The sequence below is a fragment of the Paenibacillus sp. Y916 genome, from assembly GCF_056786435.1.
Genome location: NZ_JBXCJA010000003.1, coordinates 157,926 through 183,936, shown reverse-complemented (window position 1 = coordinate 183,936; position 26,011 = coordinate 157,926). Strand labels below are relative to the sequence as shown.

At 43.0% G+C, this 26,011-nt stretch carries 24 protein-coding genes and 2 pseudogenes; 9 read left to right on the top strand and 17 right to left on the bottom strand.

Going from position 1 to position 26,011, the window contains the following annotated elements:
* Positions 1–10 precede the first annotated feature (10 nt).
* Positions 11–1,201, top strand: coding sequence for a coenzyme F420-0:L-glutamate ligase (locus AC1TO9_RS08945; RefSeq protein WP_482058938.1), 1,191 nt, complete (start codon positions 11–13; stop codon positions 1,199–1,201).
* A gap of 96 nt (positions 1,202–1,297) precedes the next feature.
* On the opposite strand, the gene AC1TO9_RS08940 is transcribed toward AC1TO9_RS08945, so the two are convergent.
* Entirely contained in the window at positions 1,298–3,007 is a 1,710-nt protein-coding gene (locus tag AC1TO9_RS08940; protein WP_482058937.1) for an ABC transporter ATP-binding protein, read from the bottom strand.
* Between the two features lie 446 nt (positions 3,008–3,453).
* On the opposite strand from AC1TO9_RS08940, the pseudogene AC1TO9_RS08935 reads away from it, so the two are divergent.
* A pseudogene (locus AC1TO9_RS08935) lies at positions 3,454–3,666 on the top strand (FAD-dependent oxidoreductase); the annotation flags it as partial.
* A gap of 190 nt (positions 3,667–3,856) precedes the next feature.
* Positions 3,857–4,573: a Dph6-related ATP pyrophosphatase gene (locus AC1TO9_RS08930; protein ID WP_482058936.1), complete on the top strand. Its 717-nt coding sequence runs from the start codon at positions 3,857–3,859 to the stop codon at positions 4,571–4,573.
* A gap of 98 nt (positions 4,574–4,671) precedes the next feature.
* Here the strand turns inward: AC1TO9_RS08930 and AC1TO9_RS08925 are convergent, their stop codons facing one another.
* Positions 4,672–5,733 carry an endonuclease/exonuclease/phosphatase family protein gene (locus AC1TO9_RS08925; RefSeq protein WP_482058935.1) on the bottom strand — a complete coding sequence of 354 codons (1,062 nt, stop codon included), beginning with the start codon at positions 5,731–5,733 and terminating at the stop codon, positions 4,672–4,674.
* A gap of 434 nt (positions 5,734–6,167) precedes the next feature.
* Between AC1TO9_RS08925 and AC1TO9_RS08920 the strand changes: the two genes are divergently transcribed.
* The gene (locus AC1TO9_RS08920; protein ID WP_482058934.1) at positions 6,168–6,506 is read left to right on the top strand and encodes a DUF4234 domain-containing protein; all 339 of its coding nucleotides are present in this window, start codon (positions 6,168–6,170) and stop codon (positions 6,504–6,506) included.
* Positions 6,507–6,561: 55 nt separating this feature from the next.
* Positions 6,562–6,897, top strand: coding sequence for a DUF2752 domain-containing protein (locus AC1TO9_RS08915; RefSeq protein ID WP_482058933.1), 336 nt, complete (start codon positions 6,562–6,564; stop codon positions 6,895–6,897).
* Between the two features lie 101 nt (positions 6,898–6,998).
* On the opposite strand, the gene AC1TO9_RS08910 is transcribed toward AC1TO9_RS08915, so the two are convergent.
* The 4 genes from AC1TO9_RS08910 to AC1TO9_RS08895 all read right to left on the bottom strand — a co-directional run bounded on the left by AC1TO9_RS08910 (position 6,999) and on the right by AC1TO9_RS08895 (position 8,845).
* Positions 6,999–7,232 (bottom strand): hypothetical protein, encoded by a 234-nt coding sequence (locus AC1TO9_RS08910; RefSeq protein ID WP_482058932.1) that lies wholly within the window; start codon positions 7,230–7,232, stop codon positions 6,999–7,001.
* 329 nt (positions 7,233–7,561) lie between these two features.
* Positions 7,562–7,675, bottom strand: a complete 114-nt coding sequence (locus tag AC1TO9_RS08905) for a hypothetical protein (protein WP_482059142.1) — start codon at positions 7,673–7,675, stop codon at positions 7,562–7,564.
* A 58-nt stretch (positions 7,676–7,733) separates the two neighbouring features.
* Positions 7,734–8,129 (bottom strand): HAMP domain-containing protein, encoded by a 396-nt coding sequence (locus AC1TO9_RS08900; RefSeq protein ID WP_482058931.1) that lies wholly within the window; start codon positions 8,127–8,129, stop codon positions 7,734–7,736.
* A gap of 167 nt (positions 8,130–8,296) precedes the next feature.
* Entirely contained in the window at positions 8,297–8,845 is a 549-nt protein-coding gene (locus tag AC1TO9_RS08895; protein ID WP_482058930.1) for a hypothetical protein, read from the bottom strand.
* Between the two features lie 97 nt (positions 8,846–8,942).
* Here AC1TO9_RS08895 and AC1TO9_RS08890 point away from each other — a divergent pair, with 97 nt between their 5' ends.
* A complete protein-coding gene (locus AC1TO9_RS08890) occupies positions 8,943–9,857 on the top strand; it encodes a phosphatidate cytidylyltransferase (protein WP_482058929.1) in 915 nt (304 codons plus the stop codon).
* 33 nt (positions 9,858–9,890) lie between these two features.
* Here AC1TO9_RS08890 and AC1TO9_RS08885 read toward each other — a convergent pair.
* The 9 genes and pseudogenes from AC1TO9_RS08885 to AC1TO9_RS08845 all read right to left on the bottom strand — a co-directional run.
* Positions 9,891–10,037: pseudogene (locus AC1TO9_RS08885) on the bottom strand (CAP domain-containing protein); the annotation flags it as partial.
* A 111-nt stretch (positions 10,038–10,148) separates the two neighbouring features.
* Entirely contained in the window at positions 10,149–10,433 is a 285-nt protein-coding gene (locus AC1TO9_RS08880) for an alpha/beta-type small acid-soluble spore protein (protein ID WP_482055811.1), read from the bottom strand.
* Between the two features lie 76 nt (positions 10,434–10,509).
* Positions 10,510–12,099, bottom strand: a complete 1,590-nt coding sequence (locus AC1TO9_RS08875; protein ID WP_482058928.1) for an ABC transporter permease — start codon at positions 12,097–12,099, stop codon at positions 10,510–10,512.
* Positions 12,092–12,805, bottom strand: a complete 714-nt coding sequence (locus AC1TO9_RS08870; RefSeq protein ID WP_482055809.1) for an ABC transporter ATP-binding protein — start codon at positions 12,803–12,805, stop codon at positions 12,092–12,094. Before AC1TO9_RS08870 ends, AC1TO9_RS08875 begins: the two co-directional genes overlap by 8 nt.
* 215 nt (positions 12,806–13,020) lie before the next feature.
* Complete coding sequence (locus AC1TO9_RS08865) at positions 13,021–14,505, bottom strand: protein adenylyltransferase SelO (protein WP_482058927.1); 1,485 nt, start codon at positions 14,503–14,505, stop codon at positions 13,021–13,023.
* Between the two features lie 182 nt (positions 14,506–14,687).
* Positions 14,688–15,971, bottom strand: coding sequence for an MBL fold metallo-hydrolase (locus AC1TO9_RS08860; protein WP_482058926.1), 1,284 nt, complete (start codon positions 15,969–15,971; stop codon positions 14,688–14,690).
* Positions 15,972–15,974: 3 nt separating this feature from the next.
* Entirely contained in the window at positions 15,975–17,645 is a 1,671-nt protein-coding gene (locus AC1TO9_RS08855) for an ABC transporter permease (RefSeq protein ID WP_482058925.1), read from the bottom strand.
* 43 nt (positions 17,646–17,688) lie between these two features.
* Positions 17,689–18,759 (bottom strand): ABC transporter substrate-binding protein, encoded by a 1,071-nt coding sequence (locus tag AC1TO9_RS08850; RefSeq protein WP_482058924.1) that lies wholly within the window; start codon positions 18,757–18,759, stop codon positions 17,689–17,691.
* A gap of 72 nt (positions 18,760–18,831) precedes the next feature.
* Positions 18,832–19,806, bottom strand: a complete 975-nt coding sequence (locus AC1TO9_RS08845) for an ABC transporter ATP-binding protein (protein ID WP_482058923.1) — start codon at positions 19,804–19,806, stop codon at positions 18,832–18,834.
* A 183-nt stretch (positions 19,807–19,989) separates the two neighbouring features.
* On the opposite strand from AC1TO9_RS08845, the gene AC1TO9_RS08840 reads away from it, so the two are divergent.
* From AC1TO9_RS08840 to AC1TO9_RS08830, 3 genes are all read left to right on the top strand, one after another.
* The gene (locus AC1TO9_RS08840; RefSeq protein ID WP_482058922.1) at positions 19,990–20,910 is read left to right on the top strand and encodes a LysR substrate-binding domain-containing protein; all 921 of its coding nucleotides are present in this window, start codon (positions 19,990–19,992) and stop codon (positions 20,908–20,910) included.
* A 291-nt stretch (positions 20,911–21,201) separates the two neighbouring features.
* Entirely contained in the window at positions 21,202–22,332 is a 1,131-nt protein-coding gene (locus AC1TO9_RS08835) for an iron-containing alcohol dehydrogenase (protein ID WP_482058921.1), read from the top strand.
* Positions 22,333–22,470: 138 nt separating this feature from the next.
* Positions 22,471–22,956 carry a hypothetical protein gene (locus tag AC1TO9_RS08830; protein ID WP_482055801.1) on the top strand — a complete coding sequence of 162 codons (486 nt, stop codon included), beginning with the start codon at positions 22,471–22,473 and terminating at the stop codon, positions 22,954–22,956.
* Between the two features lie 100 nt (positions 22,957–23,056).
* Here AC1TO9_RS08830 and AC1TO9_RS08825 read toward each other — a convergent pair whose 3' ends face one another.
* Both AC1TO9_RS08825 and AC1TO9_RS08820 read right to left on the bottom strand, forming a co-directional pair.
* Entirely contained in the window at positions 23,057–24,175 is a 1,119-nt protein-coding gene (locus AC1TO9_RS08825) for a response regulator (protein WP_482055961.1), read from the bottom strand.
* A complete protein-coding gene (locus tag AC1TO9_RS08820; protein ID WP_482055800.1) occupies positions 24,175–25,905 on the bottom strand; it encodes a sensor histidine kinase in 1,731 nt (576 codons plus the stop codon). The genes AC1TO9_RS08825 and AC1TO9_RS08820 overlap by 1 nt, the downstream gene beginning before the upstream one ends.
* Positions 25,906–26,011: the final 106 nt, after the last annotated feature.

Below are 26,011 nucleotides of genomic sequence, written 5' to 3'. Positions count from 1 at the left end.
AGCGATTATATTGGAAAGAGTCGTTGGAACAGTTGTTAGAGGTCTCCGTTGCCCCATCATAAATCGAGGAGACAATATCGAAGAAATCGTTGTAGCTAGTGTGTTACACGCTTCGGAAGTTGAAGGATTCACAATTCAAGATAAAGATATCGTGACTATAACAGAATCCATCGTTGCTCGCGCTCAAGGTAACTATGCTACGATTGATCATATCGCGAAAGATGTTAGTTCAAAGTTTGGTGAAGATACGATTGGAGTCATTTTCCCAATTCTAAGTCGTAATCGTTTCGCCATCTGTCTGCGTGGTATTGCCAAAGGCGCTAAGAAGATTGTCTTGATGCTCAGCTATCCATCCGATGAAGTGGGCAATCACTTAGTCGATTTAGATATGCTCGATGAAAAAGGAGTTAATCCTTGGACAGATGTTCTAACAGAGAAGAAATTCCGCGATTATTTCGGATACGGTAAACATACGTTTACAGGTGTTGATTATATTGATTATTATAAATCTTTAGTTGAAGAATATGGTGTTGAATGTGAAGTGATATTCTCCAATAATCCAAGAACCATTCTAGATTACACTAAGAATGTTCTTACTTGTGATATACACACGAGATTCAGAACGAAGAAAATATTGCTAGCTAATGGCGCTGAGAAAGTGTACAGCCTCGATAACATATTGTCAGAATCTATTGACGGCAGTGGATATAATGAGAATTATGGTCTGCTAGGTTCCAATAAATCAACAGAAGACGAAGTTAAATTGTTCCCACGGAATTGCCAACCTGTAGTTGATACAATACAACAAATGCTCAAAGAAAAAACGGGCAAAGATGTTGAAGTGATGATCTATGGGGACGGAGCCTTCAAAGATCCGGTAGGCAAAATATGGGAATTAGCTGATCCCGTTGTATCTCCAGCTTACACAGCTGGGCTTGATGGCACTCCTAATGAAGTAAAGTTGAAATACCTTGCTGATAATAACTTCGCTGATTTACGAGGCGAAGAGCTTAAACAGGCGATCTCGCAATTCATTAACAATAAAGATGCTGATCTTGTCGGATCGATGGAAACACAAGGTACGACACCTAGAAAACTTACTGACCTCATCGGTTCCCTATCCGATCTAACTTCAGGTAGCGGAGATAAAGGTACACCTATTGTCTTCATCCAAGGTTATTTCGATAACTATACGAACTAAAAGTATATAGATCTTTATCTGTTAAAAAAGGGCAATACTAGTCTTTACTAGTATTGCCCTTTTTTTTAGTTCTACATATTCAAAATACATCTACCCTCAATACGGGGTGCTAACTTTTTTGTTATTCCATAACTCTTTGAAAGAATCGCAATGTTCTATTAAATCATCAAATTTACCTTCACCCACAACCGCCCCCTTCTCCACCACAAGTATTTTGTCGACATCTTTTACGAAATTTAACCTGTGAGCAATAATGAGGATGGTTTTGTTTCTAAATTCATTCAAAATGGTCTCCATGATGCTTTTCTCAGTGATATTATCAAGTGCTGACACCGGCTCATCCAGTATCAGGATATTTCTCCTCTGTACAATGATTCTGGCAAACGCTAGACGTTGTCTTTCTCCTCCCGATAATTTAACACCCTTCTCACCAACCAACGTATCTAATTGTTCTGGTAAAGCTAATACTTTTTCCTTCAAATGAACTTTGGCCAGAATATCATATATTTCTTCGTCTGAAATAGGATGATCAAAGACGATATTGCCCCTGATTGAAGTATCAAAAATCGGAGTTTCTTGTGATAGATATGAGATATGATCATAATAACTATTCAAATCAATCTCATCTAAATCCGTACCATCCAATAGGATATTAACTTCGTTCTTTTTTAATAATCCTACTATTAACTTAATGATGATTGATTTTCCTCCCCCACTTAATCCGACAAAGGCAACTGACATTCCCCGCTCGATAGTAAATGATAGCTGCTTCAATATGTTAACGTTTCCATATTCAAAGGATACATTTCTAAATTCAATATCCCCTTGAATATCCGTAATCACTTTTCCCGATTCTAAATTTTTATCTTCTGGAGCGTTAATGAAATCCTCAAATCTTTGATAGGTTACTTTATTCAACTTATAATCCACAAAGAGAATATTAAAGATGGCGATCGGCGTGTAAATTTTATCAATAAACATAAATATTGCAACCACAACCCCAAGCGATATCTCGCCTTTAACTATGCTATTGATACCGTAGATTAATAAAGTGACCTTAATGATCGTAATAAATAATTCAAATATTGCAAAAAAGGACTCATGTATCATTTTAAGGTGAACGCTTTTTCTAATTATATTTTGTGTTGTATCGCTTAATTTATTTATCTCTTTCTCATATCTTTTGTTTGTTCGAAAAACGACCAATTCCATGAATCCACGTATAGAGTACCTCGACATATTTTCTTGTTCTTTGAGTATGGTCGTCTTTATTTTATACAGATATTTCAATAGAACATTCGTTACAAGAAAGATAACTACATATCCACACGCGATAACTAACATAATTCTTATGTCATGGAAACTTATAAAGAATAAGCTAAATATGATGGTTGGCAATAACTCATGTAATGTGCGGAGTAGAAAGGAAAAGATGATGTTATTCCCCGCTGAAGCACCATTCTCAATAACTTTTATCATTTGGCCTGTGCCCATGTCTTGATACGCTTGATAATCCATTCTAGATATTTTCGACAAGGCCATGATTTTCAATCTTTCTGTGATGCTATTCGATAAATGTACGCTAGGGTATTCGTCAACATAATTGAGGATAACCGCTCCGCCTAGCAATATTCCATAGATTATGATTAGATTTGATATCTCGCCTAAACTGCTTATTACCACAGCTCTATCTAATATCTTTTGGAAGATTACAATCCCTAAACTACTCAACAATTGAATTGAGAAGCCCAACACAATATACAGCAAAACCCACCACTTTAGATGCGTAAGACACTTTTTTAACATTATAGCTAATCCCCTATCTTTCAAATGAGTATACAAAAAAGCCAGGGATCCCTCGCCACTTAAATAAAGAACCCACCATCATTAAAGAAATGCATGGTCCTTTAAGTTAAATAGCTTAGTGCCCTGGCTCTATAAAATGACTGCCCGACACCGTTCAAAGTTCTAGTTTCACTACGATCAAAAGGATACACGACCCCCTTGATAGCTGGTACGCGTTTTACCCAGCCCGGGAACTAGTTACTTCGAACAGTACGGTAAGCCATCCACTTCACCTCAATTAAAAGATTATTATTCTATTATATATCTCGAACAGTTACCATTCAACATTTATCCCAAGGGCAAAATTTAACCGTACGGAAATTTTAACTTACGGAATCAAATGATGTACATTACAGATTAGCCGAAAATGATTATATTGTAGTGGTAAAACAGAACAGCTTGCAGCAGATATCGTCGTTGTTGGTGCCGGTGCATCCGGTGTGTCATCAGCTGTGTCAGCGGCAGACACAGGAGCAACGGTCATTATTATAGAGAAAACGGCAACGATTGGTGGAGCAAGCAATCTGTCATGGGCTGGGAAGTTCTATAACTCATCAGCCGCTGTCAATAATGGATTAAAGGTCAGTGTGGAAACCGAACGACTGGTTATCACAGCTTGATTCGTTGACATCACAAGGCATGAATGGCGAAAAGACGCCTAAGCTTCCAAGTATTCCACCTGAATTCTATGCCGCATTCCAAGATCAATTCTCACTATCTGTGCTGGGATTCACCATCGGCACTCATTGTGATCACCTTTATGTTAATACATAATGAATGAGAAAGACTTTGGAAGTACATTAGAGTTTGATGAGAGGTACAGAAAGGGGAAAGATCGTAATCGTTGAATATGTGAACTGGAAAAATGGTGCTCACGGGCATAAATTTATAGCGTCTTTTAGTGGAGGAAAGGATAGTACTCTAGCTCTATACAAGGCTATGAAAATGGGAACGGCAGTTGGACTGATCATAATGCTGGAGGAAGAAGGGAAACGTTCCAGATCCCATGGAATGCCTCCAGAGCTCATACGTGCCCAAGCTGAATCTATAGGTCTACCAGTATATACTGGGGCCGCTAGTTGGACTGATTATGAAGAAGTGTATATGCAACTCTTAGCGCATGCTAAGAATCAAGGAGCAGAAGTGTTAGTTACCGGAGACTTGGACATGCCTGCTCATGGTTGTTGGCATGACAAGGTTACGAAGAATGCAGGATTAAAGCTTGGGATGCCTCTATGGGAAATGGATCATAAAGAAGCAGTTGAGGAGTTTATCCACCTTGGATTTATTACGATCATTGTGACTGTGAATCTATCCCTAGGCATGCGAGAAGACGATTTAGGGCGAATACTAACCCTTGAATATGTAAAGGAGCTCGAAGCTCGTGGCATTGACCCTTGCGGCGAAGGTGGAGAGTTCCATACTACGGTTATAGATGGTCCGCTGTTCAAACATCCTATTCCTGTTCGTAAATGTAAGATTGTTAGGGACGGAGACTATGCATTTCTGCCATTGGAACTAGATTAGGTAGAGAATATGGGCAACTTACCGTATCATCTATAGAACGAAAATTAGGGGCTGTCTCAAAAGTCATGAACATGGCTAGAGACAGCCCCTCCTCATACTTATTTCAAAATAAAACGGCCTGTTACCGGGTTATGATCACTGTTCTCGAAGCCCAGATCATGCCCGTTCACACTCAGAATATCAATGTTCGGAGATACGAGAAAGCCATCGATGACAGCAAGGAAATTCACACCCTGCTGATAGGGTATATCTAATGTCCGCACGCTCGGAATAGTTGGATCATTCGCCCATTGGAAACCTTCTGCGCTGAAGGTTTCCGGGAAATTCTGTAGCCATTCCGGCCACTCTTGCTGTGAGGCGAAATTGTTCGGTTCTGTTCCAGGTAAAGAATGATTCCAGTCACCACCAAGCAGGAGATAACTCCCCTTCTCTGTCTCTTGTCTGATGTAATCAACTAGGAAGTCCAGTTGTTGCTTGCGAATTTCACCACCCTTGTCAAACGCTGACAAGTGCAGATTAATCAGAACGAGTTCCTTACCGTTGTCTACAGGAAATCTACTTGCAATAAAGGCACGGTCTAACTCCATCTGCTGCACAGGCCAACTTTCTTTGCCAGGTAGATCAAATCGAGTATGTGATGTACTTTGAAACGTCGACAATGTTAGCAATCCACTCTGTACCGAACCCATCGGATGTAACACAGGAACCGGTACCCAGGGCACCTTATAATTCAGAGCAAATATGCGACTGTATTCTGGCAGGATGTGACCTAGTTCATCGACTTCATTGATGTGATTGCTGCGTGAAGCATTTATATCGACTTCTTGCAATAAATAAAGATTCGAGCGGGTCTCTTTTAAAATATCACCGATAGCAGATAGGTTTGCCTCTGTCTGTTTCTTGCTGCTTGAACGTGACATGGTTCCGCCATCCATGAAGAAGTCCTGCCCCTGATCGAGCCCAGCATAACCAATATTGAAAGTAGTCATTGTGAATGGCTCACCTTGTTTAAGCGTATGGGTCTTGTCATTGTCGGCATGGAGTTCCATCTGTACGGGTGGCTTATAATCGGTCGCCGTAATATAGATTAGAAATATTGTAATGATAGCAACTGGAATGAGCACGATCCAGCCCAATAGCTTCAAAGATTTCTTGACCATGATTGTTTCATAACCTCCTCGTTAATGTAACTCTTCAGTATAATAGCACTGATGCTACAGAGAAGGTACTATCGTGAACACATTATTGATAAATTTGCACTCACACAAGTTATGTTATATCGAAACCGATATGACGCCCACATAATCTTCTGTATCTATTTTAGCAGCCAGTATATTCGCATCTGGAGTCAGATTAGAGTGTTCAACTCAATTTACAAGATGGCAGTGATGAATAATTGTTAAATATTGTATTGTAAATATATTTATATTTTATTATGATAATATTGTCGATTCTTTTCATTTCCTGTCACATACTCATCGGATAATATTTTAGCCGAACGAATTCGATCGGTAATCTATTATTATGTCCGTGAGATTGATTTCAGGTGTGCTTTACGTTCTATAAATACATAACTTAATAGGATGGTGTAATCGTGGTTAATCAAAGAAGTATCGCATCAGCAATTATTTTAACATTGATCACTTGTGGCATTTACGGTATCTACTGGTTTATCGTTCTAACCAATGATGTCGGCACGGTGAGTGGGGACCGTTCATTCACAGGAGGTAAGCATTTCCTTCTAACATTGGTTACATGCGGTATATGGAGCTACATTTGGTCCTATCAAACAGGTAAGCATATCGCAGAAGCACAAAGACAACGTGGGATGATGGTATCAGATAATTCGGCTATTTATCTTATCCTGACCATCTTCGGTCTCGGTCTCGTAACCTATGCTTTGGTACAATCGGATGTCAATAATCTTGCATAAGTTTAAAATCAACTCAAAGGGGCACCTCAGACTATTTTGGGGTGTCTCACTTGCTGTGGGAGGACTATTATATCTAAAAGTATGGCTACCCATGACCAACATCGGCATTCCTTGTGTATTCCGCGAGTTAACTGGCTTTTATTGTCCAGGATGCGGCATAACGCGAGCTGCCCTTTCCTTACTACATTTAGACTTTTCTCAGGCATTCAGATTTAATTCGCTGGTGTTTATCCTACTTCCTCTGTATGCGATCTACTTCATTACACACAAGAAGCAAATGCGGCTTGTAAGCAACGGAATGATGGCAGTCATGTTAATCATAACCCTCGCGTTCGGACTACTACGGAATTTTCCACTTTTTGATTTCTTGGCCCCCATGGCAGTTCGTTAATAATCCTGAATCCTACGTTTGCTTACAACATAAGAATAGGCTCAAAACATTGGGAAGTTACATGTTTTGAGCCTATCCTGTGTTCTATTATATTCCTTCGTTTACTTTGGATTTCCTCCTTCGGATCTGGTTCTTCCTCCACCGCCCCCACCTGGACCTTGATTAGTTTGGCTAGTCGTTACTCCTGAATCATTCAACCAAGTTATACTACTTGTCACCTCGAACTGAGTTACCTTCGTACCTCTGCTATATTCACCAGCTGATGGTGAGCTGATAATTGGATGACGCGCTGAACTGGTCACTACCGAAGCCTCCACCTTCGGTCGCTTCATCATTGCCAACCGCAACATTCACACCATCATCAGAAGCAACTACACGTGGTGTATTTGCGAAATAACATGTTCGATACCATCTTCATAGTTTTTGTCTGGATAGGTCCCAGCTTGAAAAGGATTAACTTGAGTGGATGCGATAATAACTTCATTCAGTGTAATCACATTTCGGATCACTCAGGATGATAACACGATGGTAGTCCCGATGCAGGTAAATAACAGAAGACGGAGAGTGAGCCGCGTTTCTCTTTTCCAGAAATAATAAAAAGCATAGATCGGAAACATAATGATCAGAAACTCAGGACGTGTGAGTACCTGGATGTAGCGGATTGCTATCCAAGTCCTATACCATCAGTTTCCTTCGATCTTGATTGCTCGACTCGGTAGAACCGATCAAACATATAAGGCAGATCCCTTTCCGGAATTGGATTTCCGTAGTTGCTGATTCGAACGACAACCTGTCCATCGTCTTCTTTAAGTATATGAATATCTATATACTTACCCTTATTTCCATCTTAATGATTTAGCATAGGCAATGTTTATATAGTAGCGAAGCTCCACCTCGTTGATATAACGGTCCTTATCAATCAGCTCCAGAAATCCTAGAATAGAAGTTAGTGGCGTCTTCAAATCATGGGATACTCCGGTTATCAGGTCGTTCTTGGTTTTCTCAGCCTGCCTTTCTTCTTGAAGGGAATCGTATAGCTGTGCACTCATTAGATTAATATTTTCAGCTACTGCTCCTAATTCATTATCCGGTCTGATGCTAATATGGATAGTGAAATTCCCTTGAGCAATCTCATTCAGTCCCTCTTTAGTTTGCTGCAAATAGCTATTTACTTCTTCCGTAACATGGTTGATGTTCAATGCAATGGTTCCAAGTTCATCTGCTGATTTCACAGGTATAGTAGTGCTTAACTTTCCTGTTGTCATTCCGAAGAGGGGGTCGCACGCGAATAGAGGAAGATAGAGTCAACCAACTGTTGAGTCTAACAATGAAGGGAAAGAGACCTCTCACAAGTTCAATATGAACTCATAAGATGCCTCTTTTCTATATACAGTGTGAACTAGCTTGGTTTCAGTTGCTCATACTCGCTTAATTTCCCTTCATAGATCAAATGCAGCCGGTCACTTTTCCGAAAGTCATCTGGAGTCACGAGCGCGGGTAGCTTATTCCATATTTTAATGCCAGACCGCTCCAGAATTTCCGCGACGAATTGCGAACAAAAATAGGAGTTACTGAACTCGACGGGTTCCTTCAATGCGATGCCAATGACACCTAGAATGTTATAGAGATACTTTTGGTGCTTTTGGATAAAGACTTGCAATACCCGTTTCATCTTCTCAATCTCACGCTCGGTAACTTGAAGCTCATAGATCACGCACGTCGTATTCGGATACCTGCTGTACGTGCCCGTCTGAATATCTTCCTTCACGAATCCTCCATTCAGGGGATTATTCGGGTGCTTCCTTCCAAAGCTGTACAACTCCGAAAGTTCACGGTTGAAGGAGATCGAAGCGTGATTGTATGGCGCCTTCGTGTAGGTTTGAATGACTCTTGTAAAAAGAGTGCCGGTATTCGTAAGCAAAATAAAGACTGATCGATCAGCTTCCATTTACAAAATTTCCCCTTATCATTTGTATACGTTTCCTTCATAATAACATATGATCCCTTTTAAGGGTTCATATCTCGTGATAAGTTGGTGATTGACAGTGGACAGTTCGCTATTTACGTTAGCTCTTATTTTTACAGCTTTACTTGTCTTCCATTTGATTTATGTGGTAATAAAGAGAATGCAGCCTGACAAAGATTATGCGGCCATTGGCGTCCGCTTCAAAACCTGGTGGGGTATGTTCTTCATCTTTTGCCTAGCCACCCTGTTTAATCCGATCGTTTCACTGCTCTCCCTTATGGCACTTACCTTCTTCGCACTGAAAGAATACTTCTCTATGATCAAAACGAGAAAAGCCGACCGCAGACTCTTTCTGTGGGCGTACCTAGCGATTCCCGTACAGTTCTATTGGATTTATATCGAGTGGTACGGCATGTTTATCGTCTTTATTCCGCTCTATGTATTCTTGTTCCTGCCGCTCCCACGAATAATAAATAAAGGAACGGTCGGCTTCCTCCGCAGCGTCAGTTCGACGCAATGGGGACTTATGCTAATGGTTTTCGGACTTAGCCACTTGGCCTATTTCCAATTTGCGACACCGCAGTATGGAGCAGGGCTCGTGCTGTTTCTAGTCGTATTGACGCAGCTTAATGATGTAATACATCATCTAGCATCAGTTTATTTCGGCAAGCGAAAAGTCGTCCCGACGGCCAATCCACACTTAACCTGGGAAGGGTTTGCATGCGCTTTTGTCGTAACGACAGTCGTGTCGTACCTGATATACCCCTATCTGACTCCGCTTACCCCCACCTTTGGGCTCGTATCCGGCATGCTGATCAGCTTGAGCGGATTCTTCGGTAGCTTAACCGTTTCCGTGCTAAAACGGGATTTGTTAATCGCCGATGACGATAAGTTTGATGCTCTGAAGAAAAGCTACTTAAGCCGGATCGATAGCTTAGCCTACACCTCGCCGGTCTTTTTCCACTTGATTCGTTATTATTTCGATTTTATGTAGCGAAAGGACACCTAATTTAGGTGTCCTTGTTTGTTAAGGTCTTTGAATAAACAGTTGTGTCCAATAATGTTGATATCGACTCGTTGCTGTTCCTGCCACATAACCAACACCAATGTCTGTAAAGTTGGGATTCAATATATTGGCTCGATGGCCTGGACTATTCATCCAACCTCTCATAACCCCTGCTCGATGAAATTCTTTTTCTCATATTGCTGGCCTCCTACAATATATTTACTGACTATATATATTGTTGGGAGAGTCATAACGCTTGTATGCTAGTCTATGATTCTACTATTCACTACTCTTCGCTAGTTGCTCTTGAGCAAGACGAACCATTTCCCGAACCATGGCACCACCAATTTTGCCTCCAACATGGCCTACCGATTCTGAAGTCAGACCGCCATTGTCACCTGGCTGCAAGGGTACACCAAGCTCCTTAGCCACTTCGTATTTCACGTCGTCCGGTCGATTCGGATCAACAGCATATCCCTCTTGCTTCATTACATTTGCTTTGAAAGTCTGCATCCCCTGTTCAACCCCTGGTACCACATATCTTCTTTTTCCTCTGGCCATCATGATGCACTCCTTCGATCTCGTTTCCTCTAACATACCCAGAGGCATATGGTTTGATCCCGATTGGAGTGTGGAGCATCTAAAACAACTGCTCCCCATGGATCCGAATATATCTATACATAACACCACATAGCACTAGCATCGCTATCCCTATACCTAACAAAATGAGATTTCCATTTACAGGAGATAGAAGAAGGAATATACCTAGTGGAATCACTAGACTAATGAACCCAAGAAGCATAGATACAAGGACTGCCGCACTCTGCTTAATGACCGTAACTTCACTTGTCCACTCTAGCTTTGGAAGCTTCAAGTTAACAATCACGCCCATCAATGCGGAATACAAGGCATATATCAGTGGAATTATAAGTAGCAGTAAACTTTCCATCCATCCCGTGCCAAGCGATACCATTAACATCACAGAACTAATAACTAGGGCGGGTATGGTAACGGTAAGATTCACAGCAACTTTGCTAAGCAGGATAGTATGTTTGGGTACAGGTGAGCTTGTTACAATCCACAGATGATTACCTTCAAGAGAAATGGAACTCGACGTTGTACAACTCAGAACGACAAAAAAAGAAACAACCAGTGGAGCCAATGTACTCAAATAATTAGACAATTGTGGGATATCTATAAGTTCTCCCAACTTTTCCGGACTAGTAAATAATAATGAAATTGACATTACAAGTAATAGAATCATGCCCATCGCTGTATTCAACACATATACGGAAGAACTAATATAGCGGCGCAGCTCCTTCTTATACAATGCACGAAATGGCGAGGATACCCCCAAAGGCTGCATCGTATATTTACTACTTGCATGCGAGGTCGTTAAGCCAGTATGAATAGCTTTATATCTTGTGCTGAGCACAGTAGAGAATAACATAAAGGCAAGTAGTGATATTACAATAAATTGAAAAAGTGAACCGAGTTGATATGAACATACGGCATCTACATACATGCCCGCAAGAGGATAGAGCATAAATATCATATCTGCCAGCTCTCTGCCCATATCAGCAAGCATTTGCTCGTCACCATTCATCCGAAATGAACCAAGCATAAATACAATAATTACTGCGAAGGTCAACACGAGACTAATCATTCGACTAGCTCTGAAACGGGATGCTATCCAGCTAATGAGTGAGCCAATAACTGTTGCAGCAATGATGGGTAGTAACGGAATAAAGAAAAGTGTCATGAGAAAAAATAGATAGTATAATGCCCCAGGATTTACTTTTATAGCATAAACTGCTCCTGCTGGTAACATCACTATCAGAACAAAAAATAGATTCAGTACATAAAGCTGAAGAACACGGCTGGCTATAACATCACTTGTCCGGATGGGCAGTGACATAAGTAGGTCGTAGTCCTTATAGCTAAACAATACACTGCTAGCCTTATAGATCGTTGTGAAGAACCCAATCACAGAAGTAACAGCCATCATAATAGCAAGCAACAGATCCATCCTACCCGATTGTTCAAAGGTTAATGCCATTGCATAGCTATATCCAAAAGAAACTACTCCCACCATCACTATACCTATCAAAATGCCGATGGTTAATACAATCAATTTGCGTTTTTCCTTAACATCACTCGTATGCAACGCTTTATTCACACCGAATGAAGACAGCAATTGTATCTTCGTTAATCTCCATATATTAATCATTGGCTATCAGCTCCAAGAATACATCTTCAAGACTATGATCACCTTTAACGTCCCCCGTCTTGCCATGGGTAACCAACTGACCCGCTTTGATAATCGCAATCTTATTGCAGATCTTCTCCGCCACATCCAACACATGCGTTGAGAAGAAAATGGCACTCCCACTGTTGCACAGATCAGCCATGATTGTCTTTAATGTGTGGGCAGCCTTCGGATCAAGTCCAACAAAGGGCTCATCTAGTACTAACAGCTTCGGTTTATGAATAAGTGCAGAGATGATGGCAAGCTTCTGCTTCATACCATGAGAATAAGATGAGATCATATCACCCAAATTCGCTGTAATCTGAAAGGCATCACCGTACTGTTGAATAAGTGACTCCCGATCTGCTAAGGATACTTTGAAAAGATCGCCAATAAAGTTCAAGTACTGTATGCCCGTAAGATGATCATACAGATCTGGGTTATCAGGAATGTAAGCGATATTCGCTTTGCAAGCTACAGGGTCCTTCTTAATTGAGATGCCATCAATTTCAATATCCCCCTCTTCGAAATCAAGGACACCAACCACTGCTCGGATAGTCGTTGTCTTCCCTGCACCATTATGTCCGATAAAGCCATAAATATCACCGCGCTCGACTACTAGATTCAAATCATTTACTGCCTTTTTACCACCCTTATAACTTTTGGAAAAATGTCTAATTGTAAGCATTCTCCTCCACCTCTCCATTCGTCTATGTATAACTTTTAAATAACGTTAACTATAATACGTATATCCTACGCAGATCGTTCACTTACCATGTCCATCATTTAAAAAGACAAAGCGACCTCACTCCGTTAGAACACCGAGTAATGGTCGCTTCTTCATCATACTTTTTGATAATTATTTAACTTAATTTCAGTTAGTGGCTATTACCTATTTCACTATCATGTCCCACAATAGGTTCGGTAAGGACGAGTTGACTCCCCAGGTAGAGTAGCGTACACCGCCTGTTCTGGTGAGTGTGCATAGGGATTAGAAAGAGCATCTAGTAATTGCTCCATGACACTGTAATCTCCATCTTCCACTGCTGCTTCTAGCGCTTCTTCTACTCGATGGTTTCGAGGAATGATGGCAGGGTTGCTGTTTCGCATCAACTCATATGCTGCGTCTTTCGATTCCGGCTGTCTGTTCAGTCTCTCCTGCCACATTGCATGCCACCCCGTAAATTCAGCCGCGCTAGACAGATCTATATCCTTTACCGTATTAAATGTTAAGGCAAGGAAAGTATTCGTATAGTCCGCATGATACTTATCCATCATACTGAGGAGATCTTTGATGAGCGCTTCATCCTCTAACTCTTCATTAAATATGCCTAGCTTCGCTCTCATTCCTGCAATCCAAGTATCATAATATAGCGTAGTATATTCTGATAGCGCACCCTGAGCCAGTTCGACTGCTTCAGATTGATTGTCATGAAGTAATGGCAATATAGCTTCGGCAAAGCGTGCAAGATTCCAACTACCTATATTCGGCTGATTCCCATAAGCATAGCGTCCTTGCCTATCAATGGAACTAAACACCGTCGCAGGATCGTACGTATCCATAAATGCACAAGGACCATAATCAATCGTTTCTCCACTAAGTGCCATATTATCAGTATTCATTACCCCATGAATAAAGCCAACTAATTGCCACTTCGCAATCAGCATCGCCTGACGCTTGATGATCTCCTGAAATAAACGAAGATAACGGCTCTCAGCCTCTTCAATCCTGCCGACATCTGGAAAATGCCGTTGTAATGTATACTCCGCAAGAACCCGAAGATCTTCAACATTTCCCCACTGTGAAGCATATTCAAACGTACCTACGCGCAAATGACTGGCAGCTACGCGAGTCATAATGGCGCCTGGCAAATCATTCTCGCGGATGACCGCTTCACCCGTCGTTACCACAGCTAAGCTACGAGTAGTAGGAATTCCAAGACCATGCATCGCTTCACTAATGATATATTCGCGCAGCATCGGCCCAAGTGAGGCTCGACCATCCCCACCGCGGGAGTATGGTGTTCGACCTGAACCCTTTAGTTGAATATCCAACCGTTCACCTTGGGAAGTCATATGCTCACCAAGTAACACAGCCCGGCCATCCCCTAACATCGTGAAATTCCCAAATTGGTGACCTGCATAAGCTTGAGCAAGGGGATCAGCACCTTCAGGGATTCTGTTGCCAGCAAGTACTGCTACGCCTTCTTCACTTTGTAGTGCCTCAATGCTTAACCCTAAAGATGTTGCCAACTTCTCATTGAGAATAACAAGCTGCGGCGAACTTACAGGCGTTAGGTTAATACGGCTACTGAATAATTGTGGCAGACGAGCATAACTATGTTCAAAGTTCCAACCCGCTTCTGATCTTTCATTCCACTTTGTCATTGCCATCACCTTCTTTTCGCTTTTTTGAATGCTATGTATTTATCTAATCTCATATTTACATATAGAAGCCCTTTTAGGGTCTACTTCTTCCCATTTATTATACCCTACTATACAAAAGATGAACTAAAACAGTGCGCACCGATTGAGAATCGACACGCACTCGCTATAGCCTTATTCTATTTTTAAAAAGTCAGCATCTCCCCAGGACAGAGCGAATGAAGCGTATGATGACCTTCATGCCGTAGCACATGGAGCAAACGATCCGTGCGCGTCTTGGAGGCATGTGCAAGAACTGTGGCTTTGCTCGGAACCCACTCCAGCATGTTGCGGACATCCGGCAAGCCTTGATGGACCTTATACCGGACATGATGTACCTGCGCGCCGGTGCTAATAGTCCTCAATAGCAACTCACCATGCGAGCCAGCAGCCAGATGACCTGTCAGAATAACAGCATTATTCGTCGAGCAGGATAGCCGCTTATAGTACCATTGCGCGGTTTCAGATTGCATCATACCGTCATCGGTAAAGATAATCGCCCCTTTCGTTCGGGAAAGCGCCTGCTTGCGTGCCTCTTTATCACCTACAATGTTCAGTCTGTCGCAGGCAAGCAGCGTCTCAATACGTGCAAGCGCATTGTCATGTAGCCAATCTGGCATCTCAGCAAGTTGGAAAAGCTTCTCCATAAGCACTCGCTCCACAATAAGATCCGCTTCAGGAAAGGTCTCGCTCGCCCACACGAGTAATTCCTGACCCCTACCATAGGTCGGCACAGGATAGAGCACAGTGCCGTTCTGCTGCAATTTCTCTTGGGTTACTCTTTCAAGCTCCTCTAGCCCGATCGCCTGAGAATCTGGGTCAGCACCATAAGCTGCATCTATAATTGCCAAATCTGCATGGGCTTGCTGTCCTGGCAAAAGCACAGGTCGATCAGCAGCAAGTAGGCCGGACTCTTCCGTGTAATCCCCCGAAAAGTAAACCAGCTTGCCAGCCCAATCCAGTACAAACCACACCGATCCAGGAAGATGCCCGCTACGGCCCCATTTCATCCGTAATCCAGGGAATACCTTGACCCAATGACCCGAAACACATTGATCCTCTAGGAACACATAATCAATAGCTGCAATATGTCGATCATTATAAGGCAGATCGATAGACTGAGATCGGGCGTAACGCCCCCATGCTTCAAAATACACTGGGAGCTGTTGTGCAGTCGTACGCGTTGTCCATACCTGCCCCTTAAATCCATGCTTATATAATAACGGGATAGCCATCGAATGATCCTCATGAGCATGGGATAGAAACACTGCCTTAAGGCGAGGTAGAACTTCTTCACCTATGAGTGGATACTGGCCGCCACGTTCTTTTTTTCCGCCGCAATCCAGTAGTATGACTTGGTCTTCATGCTGTAATAAATAACAGGAGCGACCGTGTTCTCCGGCCCCTCCCCAAACGGTTAAATGAGTCATAGGCTATTCCACTTTCTGTTTTGAACTAAAATAAGTTATGACAAGCAATAGCGCAGTCGTTATGCCCACCGAAATAACCGCCATCGCCATTCCCATCGATACCGCCCCCTGCTCGAACTGGGCGAAGATATATGTCGCTGAAGTCTTCATTCCGGGCGGCAATATCAGCAAGGACGCAACCAACTCACGATTGGATATCGTAAAGGTCATCATCCACCCGGCTAACATTCCAGGCAACAGAAGTGGAATCAGAATTCTTCGCAGGACATACAACTTGCGTCCGCCAAATACATGGCCTGCCTGCATTAGCATAGGATCGATCTGTCCATAACTGGACTTCACGTATTGAACGGTGTAGGGAAGGAATAGAATGACATAGGTTAGCACCACCATGCCGTACGTATTATACAGCGGAATCGGCATCCATTTGGCATTCCACAACAGAATCAATCCTACAACAATGACGATGCCCGGCACTGTATTAGGTAGTAAGCTGAACAGGTCAACCAGCTTCTGTCCCGGTGTGCGGGAGCGCTTTACAGTTAACGCGAACCAAGTGCCTAGCACGACCGCAATCGTCGATGCAACGATCGACAATCCAAAACTGTTCAACAGCGCATTCAGACTTTCCGACCCAGGAGTTAATAAATCAGCGTAATGTTGCCATGTTAGATTGCCCCAAGAAAGTCTTTCGCCACGCAGCTTGAGTAGCGATGCTGTAATAATTGAAAAGTATGGAACCCCAATCGAAGCCAATAATAGTAGACCTATATAGAGCCAGCACAGAAAACCTCTCCAACTCTTAACGGAAGCATATTTGTTAACAGTCCCCTTGCCACCAACCAATCGATAAGAATAACGGCTACTAATAACACTTTGGATGTACCACATGACCAAACAAGAAGCCAGAAGGACAGAAGCAAGTGACGTTGCCTTCCCGAAGTCAATCGGCCAACTCGAAATATATTTATGAATTTCCGATGTCATGACATAGAAGCCAATCTTACGGCCAAAGGTCGCGGGCGTGCCAAATTCCGCTATAGTTTTGACGAAGATTAACAAGGCACCCATGACATAACTCGATAGGAGCAAGGGAAGAATGATCCGTCTAATACGGTAGAAGAGTCCACCCCCATGCACAGCTGCTGCTTCCTCCATATTCCCACTGATTTGGAGAAGCGAATTGCGAAGCAACAAATACAAGAACGGAAACAGATGCAAGCCCATAATGGTAACCATCCCCCCGAAGCTAAAGAACGCAGGGGTCACAGCTGAAGCCGCTGGGATGAATTGTTCCATATAACCGTTGGTCTGCATAAATAACATCCAGCCCATCGAACCAATGTAGGGAGGCGTCATGAACGGAATGAGTAGTACAATATCAAGCCATTTATGACGACGCAGTTCCGTCTTCGCCATAATCCACGCCAGCGGAAATGCTAGCACCGTTGTTAAGGCAATGACACATAACCCCAACCAGATGGAATTGAACAGTACCTCGCTTAGATCGCTCTGCATGATATTACGTAGCGGTGCCTGTAAATCAAAAGTCTGGTTAGGATACAGACTCGTCCAAAAGATCATCATCAGCGGTGCTAGCACCAACATACCAAGTAACAGCAGTGCCAGCACTATCCCGATCCATCTATATGATTTGAAAGTATTGGTTTGCATTGTCGTACCACCCATCTAAGCCCGAACCACCGAGCTGCTCATCCTACTTAAACAATTGTGTGAATCTCGTTGCAACACTATCACTGTTGTCATTCATCCATTGCCAGTTCACATTGAAAGTGGATATCTCACTAGCATTCGTGCGATCTTTCGCCTCAACATCCGAGCGACCTGGTAGTAAGTATGCGTTGGCTACCATCTTTTGTGCCTCATCTGAAATCAGATAATCAATAAATGCTTTGGCATTGTCGGTGTTTGTGCTCGTCTTCATAATAGCTGCTGGCCGCGGGCTGATGACACTTCCCTCCTTAGGATAAACAATATCAATAGGCTCTCCTGCAGCTTTCGCTTTATAAGCCATATAGTCAACACCAGCTGCAACAACAGATTTAGCACCTGTAATCACCGGGTCAAGCGCTTCCTGATTCGCTCCCGCCATCGCTACACCGTTCTGCTTATAGCTGTCAAAGAGTGTCCAGCCGTTCTCCCCTGCATCACTCAAATAACCTGAGATGAAATCCAACGCAGAGCCAGATAAGGATGGATCGGGGATGTTCACTTTTCCCTTCCATTCTGGTTGGCCCAAATCCGCCCATGAAACAGGAGGTGTCTGAACAAGCTTCGTATTATAGACGATGCCAAGTGCTGATGCGCTATAGCTGAAATAATGTCCATCTTTATCAGACCAATCCGCAATTAGCTTGTCTGCGTTGGCAGCCTCTGGGTATCCCAAGAGCATGTCATCCTGATTAAGCCCTTGCATCGCCGGTAGTGAAGCAAGTACAACGACATCTACTGCTGGATTTGATTTCTCAGCCTCCATACGAGCGAGTATTTTCCCCGTTGTCCCTTGAAACATCTCTACCTTGACACCTGTTTGAGCTTCAAAACCTTCCTTGATCTTGTTAGCCAAGCCTTCCGGACCTGCGCTGTAGACAGTTAGAGTGCCGCTCAACTTCTTTTCTACGTCTTGCTGCTCAACCGGTGCTGATACTGACTTTGCCGGTGCTGTTTCCGCAGGTTTTGCATTGTTGTCCGCTGCTCCACAACCCACTAAATTTATTCCCATACATACTGTTAAAGCAAGCATCATACCCTGTTTGGCTATTTTCATTTGTATTGCCTCCTATTCATAATGGAAAAACCTATAATGCGTGTTCAAAAAGTCGACTTTTTGAACTACCTCTTATTGTGCGACATCATGTACATGTTCTGGAGATACATACACTTGCATCGTCTCACCGATTGACAACCGGGAAGGAGAGTACGCTGTCCATATTCCAAGATCCTGATGCATATCCAACTCAACTTCGTAGCGGTCTCCCATGTAGCTAGCATGACGTAACGTACCCTCAAAGCGATGATCAGCAGAGTTCTCCTCCCTCCAGCGGATATGCTCGGGTCGAACCATTTGTTTATCCTTCATCAGCCAATTTGACTTGCCTATAAACTGGGCGACAAAGGGATGTGCTGGGGCGCTATAAATACGTTCAGGCGTCCCTCGTTGTAATATTTCTCCCTCTTTCATCACCACAACCTCATCCGACATACTCATCGCTTCTGTCTGGTCATGTGTGACATAGAGTGCTGTAACACCAGTCTCCTTGACTAAATGTAATAACTCAGCCCGCATCTCATCGCGCAGCATAGCATCAAGGGCGCTGAGCGGCTCATCGAACAGCACGAGCTGTGGCTTCATGATGATCGCCCTAGCAAATGCGACCCGCTGTTGCTGACCACCAGAGAGTTGATGCGGGAAGCGCATCTCTTTACCTTCCAGTCGTACGGTTTTCAGCGCATGAAGTACGGACTCCTTTAAACCCTTTTTCCTTTTGGCTGCGCGTAGACCAAAGGCGACATTTTCAAAAACAGTCATATGCGGCCAAAGTGCAAAATCTTGAAATACCATCCCGAAATTACGCTGGTGAGCTGGCTTATTAATTCGTTGATTCCTCGAATAATAGCACTCTCCATTCACAACAATCTCACCTGCATCGGGAGTTTCAAGTCCAGCCAGCATCCGTAGCAATGTTGTCTTGCCGCAGCCCGAAGGACCAAGTAGCGTAGTGAAGCTGCCTTTGGCAATAGTCAGGTTTGAAGGCCGTAGCGCCTGAACTGAACCAAAGGACTTCTCTAAAAGCCGGATAGTGATATCTCCCATTTTTGTTAACCTGCCTATTCTTTTAACTTATATCAGTCTTGTTATCAGTATAATGGTGGATTATTCTCCCTTTGTCTTAGCTATGTAAAGGAAAGATTAACTTTTTAGTGGATTTGTTTTAACATTCATCGAATTTTTCTATGCTACAGTGAGGGGATAAAGCGGAATTGGAGGCGTTAGCACATGAACTTGCTGAAATATCAAATTGTTGAGCTTCTGGAAAAGCATAAGAAAATCACAACAGTTGCCAACGCACTAGAGCTAAAGCAGCCGACCATCACCTATCATATGAAAAAATTGGAGCAGCATATGGGTGTCAAACTGTTTGAGTCGCGTTCGGACAAGATCCTGTTGACTGCACCAGGGAGAGCTCTACTCCATTATGCCTCCCGCATCAATAAGTTGACGCGGGAAGCAGAGCGTGTCGTGATGGAATATGGCAGTCTCGTAAGAGGAAACCTCACCATTGGTGCTAGCTATGTTCCCGCTACCTACGTGTTACCGGAGATATTGAGCAATTTCTCCAAGGCGAATCCCGGCATTGAATTATCGGTACTGGTTAAGCCAGCACCTATTATTAAAGAGAAGCTTTGGAATCATGAGATCGATTTGGGGATTATCTCCTCTGAGCCTTTTGAGATGTCTTTCTTATCTACTCAGAGCCTCTGCGAGGATGAGCTAGTTGTCATTTTTTCACCTGATCATCATTTGGCTTCCTATGAAGTGCTCAATCCAGGCTTGATAGCGACGGCTAACTTTGTTCTTCACGGTAAAGACTCGAGTACGAGGGAAATGACAACGAGGTGGCTGAACGATCACCGGGTTGGCCTCATTGGTCCGATCGAGCTAGATTCGATCGAAGCCATCAAGCAGACCGTGCAACGGGGCCGACATATTGCCTTTATTTCAGGTCTAGCTGTACAAGACGAGCTTAAGCGAGGACACTTGCTCATGCGACAAATACCTAATGCTCATTTCCAGCGTTCCATCTATTGCTGCTATAACAAGGATCGCTATGAATCCCGATTAACCGAGAAGTTTATTGATGAACTCCATCTAGGTTTTAAAAATTCTTATCTCCCATCTATTAATTACCAGCATTAACCGTACAGCACTCATTAACAGCTTAAATGATAAGGGCTGGCTCATTCCGGCAGACGGGCTAAAAACCCAATTGATGCTGAGTCGTTACTAGACCCAGTTCCATCCTCTACCGACCTATAGACAGGCGGATTAAGTTCCTTAGTTGAATATGTCATTTTATAGATCAAATAGCATGGTTTCGACACACCTTTACCCTTCGAGTCCTGAATAATAAAAACGGAGTGATGGGATAATAATAATCACTTTAATTTTAGGAGGAAGCATGTGTTAAATATAAAAAGCGAATTCAATATGCCTACTGTCAATTTATTTGGACAAGGAGCCATCAATGAAGTTGGTGAACAATTAAAAAATTTAGGTTATAAAAAGCCTTTGATCGTTACAGATGATGGTCTGCATAAATTAGGGCTTTCAGAACAAATAGCGGGAATCATTCGTAAGGCTGGCTTAGAGGTCTCAATTTATCCTAAAGCAGAACCAAACCCGACAGATAAAAACGTAGAACACGGCTTAGAAGCATATCAAACTGAAAACTGCGATTCCATTATTTCTTTAGGTGGTGGAAGCGCACATGACGCTGCAAAGGGGATTGGTCTTGTCGCTTCTAACGGCGGGAGAATACATGACTATGAAGGTGTAAATAAATCTAAAAAGCCATTAGTCCCCTTAATTTCAATTAACACAACTGCAGGTACGGCTAGTGAGATGACTAAGTTCACCATTATTACGGATACGAGCAGAAAAGTAAAAATGGCTATAATCGACACACATGTTACACCACTTGTTTCTATTAATGACCCTGAATTAATGGTTGGTATGCCGCCTAGTTTAACAGCAGCTACTGGTTTAGATGCATTAACACATGCGATCGAAGCTTATGTTTCTACAAATGCGACACCGATCACTGATGCTTGTGCAGTGAAAACAATGGAACTCATCCCTAAATATTTGCCACGTGCCGTTGCTAATGGACAAGATATGGAAGCTCGTGAACAAATGATCTATGCGCAATTTCTAGCAGGTATGGCCTTCAATAACGCATCACTCGGTTATGTGCACGCAATTGCCCACCAGTTCGGTGGTTTCTACAACCTTCCACACGGTGTGTGTAATGCCATTCTACTCCCGCATGTCTGCCGCTTTAACTTAATTGCCCGCATAGAACGCTTCGCTGAGATTGCTAAGTATCTAGGTGAGAACATAGAAGGTTTAAGTACACGTGATGCAGCTGAATTAGCAATTACGGCAATTGTACAACTTGCTCATGATCTTGGTATTCCAACAGGATTTACACAATTAGGTGCAAAAGAAGAAGACATCGAAACATTAGCTACAAATGCAATGAAAGACGTTACTGCAGCAACGAATCCGCGCAAACCAACATTAGAAGAAGTAATGGAAATTATCCGTAGCGCAATGTAAAGTTCCCTTAATACAGGGAGATAGTAAAGAACAGGGACCCCTTCGCGGTTACTCCTGTTCTTTGATTGTCCAGCCCGCCCCCCTCTGCTATTCTTAGTATTACAAACAAGTACCAAGACCAGAGGAGACAAGGCGGCCATGAAATCCAAACGAGCAATGATTGAACGAAGAAACACCGAGCGCCGCGTACGCCGGGAACAGAAAAAGAACCCACCTGGGCTACTATCCAAACTGTTCGACCGGATATTGAAGCCGGTACAGGTGTTGTTTATTGTCTCCCTTTTCGTCGCTGCTATCTACCCTTGGTTCATGGATCTCGTCCCCGGTCTAGAAGGCACAGAGTTAATCGCTTACGCAGCTGAACGGGTTGCTACCTTTCTACTTTTTGGTATCCTGGGCACCGGCTCCGTAGTAGGAACATGGATCCTATTTAAGCGACCGGACGGCTTACCCAGCAAAGTTCGCAAGAAACCAGACAGCAAACGGACGCAAATCATGAAAGCCGTTGTGCTTTTATTCTTTGCTCTAGTATTTGTTGTATCCTCCATGATCTGCTGGGCCCAGTTAAAGGCTATGGCGAGAATATGGCAGTTCCTGTTTGACTATGATAGCTTTGCTAGATAAGTATGGCCTTTAATGCAATACTAGTGTCATTAACCAAATAAAAAAGGTTGCTCCGCAAATGATAATTTCAAAAAACACCCCTCAATATATGAGGAGGTGATCACTGATATTGTTCATACAGTTGGTGGAAATTCGATGAAGGCCGCAGGCCAAGTTCTTGAAACATCAATTGCGTATAGTGCTCATAATAGTTATGTAAGGACTGCCGATCTCCCATCGCTCCGAATATATTCAGCAGCAGTAAATTTGACTCTTCTTCATATTCATTACGGGCTACTATTCTTCTCGCAATTTGCTCCGCTTCTCTAAACCGCTTCTGAACTAATAGCCAATTTGCAAGACGTTTAGCAAAAGCTTGATAAACCATCACTAACCGCTCATGTTCTACAATGGCCCACACATAAAGTTTATCCTCGAACAACTCGCCAAAAAACTGTCTCTCCAACTCTATGGCCTTCGTTTCATTGGCTGCATTGATTTCGGATAACCCCTTCACCATTTGCTCGAATTGAATAAAGTCGACATCCGTTTGATCCAAGTCTACACGGTACTGTTCTTGCGATGAAATGACCATTTCCTTAAATCCATGCATCGATAACACTTTCCTAAGCTGATAGACGACGGTATTGAGATACGCTTCCGCATTCTTAAGGGGCATCCCCGGAAAGATATCTTCCACAATTCGCATTTTGGCCACACTTCGGCCTCGGTAAACGAGCAGATAGCCGAATAGCTCCATGCTTTTCTTAGACATCCATTTCACTGCACCCGCTTGCTTACTACTAGCCTCGAAGCAACCCATTCCCCGAACAATCAGCCTATTAAGTGTAAGGTTGGTAGCCGTATCGGATGAAGAGACACTCCGTCTATTAGCTGCTCTAGTTATCGTCTCCGTCAGACGCCTTCTCGAAATCGGCTTAACCATATAGTCCAATGGATACACATCGTAGGCTTCAATAGCAAAATCCGTATGGGAGGTTGTAAACACAATGTCGAGATCACTTCGAAGCGAACGCAAGCTACGTGCCAACTCCAATCCATCGTCCGCAGCAATCTGAATGTCCAAGAATGCGAGATCCACATCGCTGTCTCGTACGAAGGCTAGAACATCTGCCGCATTTTGGAAGCTTCCGACAAGTTCCACGTCTTCGATATTCGACAACAATCGTTTCATAGCCAACAACATGGCAGGCTCATCATCAACGATGAGAACTTTCATCACTCTGTCCCGCCTCTCATAGTGAAGTGAAATACGCTTCCTTGCCCTGGTCTGCTCTCCGCCCATAGACTTCCACCGCTTAGCTGCACGAACTGCCGAGTGACGATCAGTCCAAGTCCCGCTCCTTTTTCTCCCATAGTGCCGGCCAGTGAGTTGAGCTGCTTCTCAGCAAATAGCTGGCGAACCTGCTCCTCTTCCATTCCCACTCCGTTATCGCTGATGGAAATAGTAATCATATCCCCTGATACCCGGGTATACACATGAACTGAACCACCCAATCCGGTAAATTTGATGGCATTGGATAATAAATTACGGATAATTAAGCCAAGTGCTTCACGGTCAGCATATACTCGAGTGCCTGAGGCAATCGTGTGATTCACGCTTATCTGTTTAGCCTCACTTTTAATATGTAGCATATGACAACAATCCTCCACAACCTCAGACAACTCCAATAACTGTGGACGAAGTGCCATGTCTTCTCTCTGACTGCGGAACCATTCTAACAAATTATTAGCCATTCCAAGTGTATTGCGAATCTGGTCACCTAACGTCTCAATGATTTCCCGATGTTCAGAATCGAAACGCTCTCTATCTTCTTCCAACAACTCCACGAGTTGAAATTGCAAAGCCAATGGACTGCGAATATCATGTGACACAATCGTAAACAACTGATCCTTCAACTGGTTGAGCTGTGCAACCTGCTCTAGATGCCGCTCTTTCTCCGTAATATCAACCATAAGGGAAATACTACCCTGCCCCTGCTTACCTAATATACGTAGCGGATATACGTTCACGCTGTAAACCTTTCTTTCTCCATCCACCCAGGTAGCGATCTCTACACGCCCCTGTTGCATGGACTTGCATAGCTTATACCATTCCGGCCAAGGCGCCAATAGCTCCACCATATTCCGACCGTAAATAGTATCACACCCCATCTCTGAGAACCATTGGGAAGCCTGTTTATTACTATCGATAATCTTACCCGAAGCATTCGCTATCACAATACTTTCCTGCAGCGTATCAAGCACAATATTTCTAGCAATCGGAACGGTAGAGAAGAACTTAATCCGCAATGTAATGACCAGCATAATCGTTCCGATAATTCCACAGTAAACCGACAGCGAAAGTAACCAGGATGACCACGCAGGATTCGTGAATTTGAGTATCTCAAGCACAAGTGGAAATGAACTTAGAAACAGAATCAACATCCCTGGTCTACGAAAGTCGCTACGGATATTCCGTACATACTGTAATAGAATATAAAGACATATAGCCAGAACACAGTAACAAGTGACTGAGAAAGCGACTGAATAGATCGTCCTCGTCGTGGCTAAATGACCGTTATACATTTCAATCGTACGATAGATCACATGAAGCGCGGGATCAAACCACGACAGTAACGACCAGAGTGCGAATACCGAGAACAGTATGATCTTCCATCGAGGCTTTAATATTTTGTCGCGACCAATCAAGTGATACACGAATAGGATAAAGAAAGGTACGATAAAATTAAGTGCTGTATTCTGAATATTGCGAAAAAGAAGCTTTTCCATTAATTCATAGCTGCTTTTCTCCATAATGATACCAATGGAGTATATAATTCGGCATACGATCAAGCCCATGAGGTAAGTTACTCCGCGTTCTCTTCTAAACCTATACATAAAGAATAAAATGATGCCCATCATGATCAACGAAGCAATCATCAAAACAAGCTCTATAGTAGGATCCATGGGGTAGTTCCCCTTAATTTTGACATAAGAAGACGAATAAATTCATCCGCGATTCTCTCAATATAGTATACGAAACTATCACGTGCAATGTAAGACCCTTCAAATT

Bases quoted from the DNA above. Each gene is read 5' to 3' on its own strand.
- AC1TO9_RS08825 (WP_482055961.1), bottom strand. From the start codon at position 24,175: ATGAAAGTTCTCATCGTTGATGATGAGCCTGCCATGTTGTTGGCTATG.
- AC1TO9_RS08840 (WP_482058922.1), top strand. From the start codon at position 19,990: ATGAACTTGCTGAAATATCAAATTGTTGAGCTTCTGGAAAAGCATAAG.
- AC1TO9_RS08855 (WP_482058925.1), bottom strand. From the start codon at position 17,645: ATGCAAACCAATACTTTCAAATCATATAGATGGATCGGGATAGTGCTG.
- AC1TO9_RS08830 (WP_482055801.1), top strand. From the start codon at position 22,471: ATGAAATCCAAACGAGCAATGATTGAACGAAGAAACACCGAGCGCCGC.
- AC1TO9_RS08895 (WP_482058930.1), bottom strand. From the start codon at position 8,845: ATGGAAGCTGATCGATCAGTCTTTATTTTGCTTACGAATACCGGCACT.
- AC1TO9_RS08940 (WP_482058937.1), bottom strand. From the start codon at position 3,007: ATGTTAAAAAAGTGTCTTACGCATCTAAAGTGGTGGGTTTTGCTGTAT.
- AC1TO9_RS08870 (WP_482055809.1), bottom strand. From the start codon at position 12,805: ATGCTTACAATTAGACATTTTTCCAAAAGTTATAAGGGTGGTAAAAAG.
- AC1TO9_RS08835 (WP_482058921.1), top strand. From the start codon at position 21,202: ATGCCTACTGTCAATTTATTTGGACAAGGAGCCATCAATGAAGTTGGT.
- AC1TO9_RS08930 (WP_482058936.1), top strand. From the start codon at position 3,857: ATGAGAGGTACAGAAAGGGGAAAGATCGTAATCGTTGAATATGTGAAC.
- AC1TO9_RS08860 (WP_482058926.1), bottom strand. From the start codon at position 15,971: ATGACTCATTTAACCGTTTGGGGAGGGGCCGGAGAACACGGTCGCTCC.
- AC1TO9_RS08875 (WP_482058928.1), bottom strand. From the start codon at position 12,099: ATGATTAATATATGGAGATTAACGAAGATACAATTGCTGTCTTCATTC.
- AC1TO9_RS08865 (WP_482058927.1), bottom strand. From the start codon at position 14,505: ATGACAAAGTGGAATGAAAGATCAGAAGCGGGTTGGAACTTTGAACAT.
- AC1TO9_RS08820 (WP_482055800.1), bottom strand. From the start codon at position 25,905: ATGGATCCTACTATAGAGCTTGTTTTGATGATTGCTTCGTTGATCATG.
- AC1TO9_RS08880 (WP_482055811.1), bottom strand. From the start codon at position 10,433: ATGATGGCCAGAGGAAAAAGAAGATATGTGGTACCAGGGGTTGAACAG.
- AC1TO9_RS08925 (WP_482058935.1), bottom strand. From the start codon at position 5,733: ATGGTCAAGAAATCTTTGAAGCTATTGGGCTGGATCGTGCTCATTCCA.
- AC1TO9_RS08850 (WP_482058924.1), bottom strand. From the start codon at position 18,759: ATGAAAATAGCCAAACAGGGTATGATGCTTGCTTTAACAGTATGTATG.
- AC1TO9_RS08845 (WP_482058923.1), bottom strand. From the start codon at position 19,806: ATGGGAGATATCACTATCCGGCTTTTAGAGAAGTCCTTTGGTTCAGTT.
- AC1TO9_RS08910 (WP_482058932.1), bottom strand. From the start codon at position 7,232: ATGATGAAGCGACCGAAGGTGGAGGCTTCGGTAGTGACCAGTTCAGCG.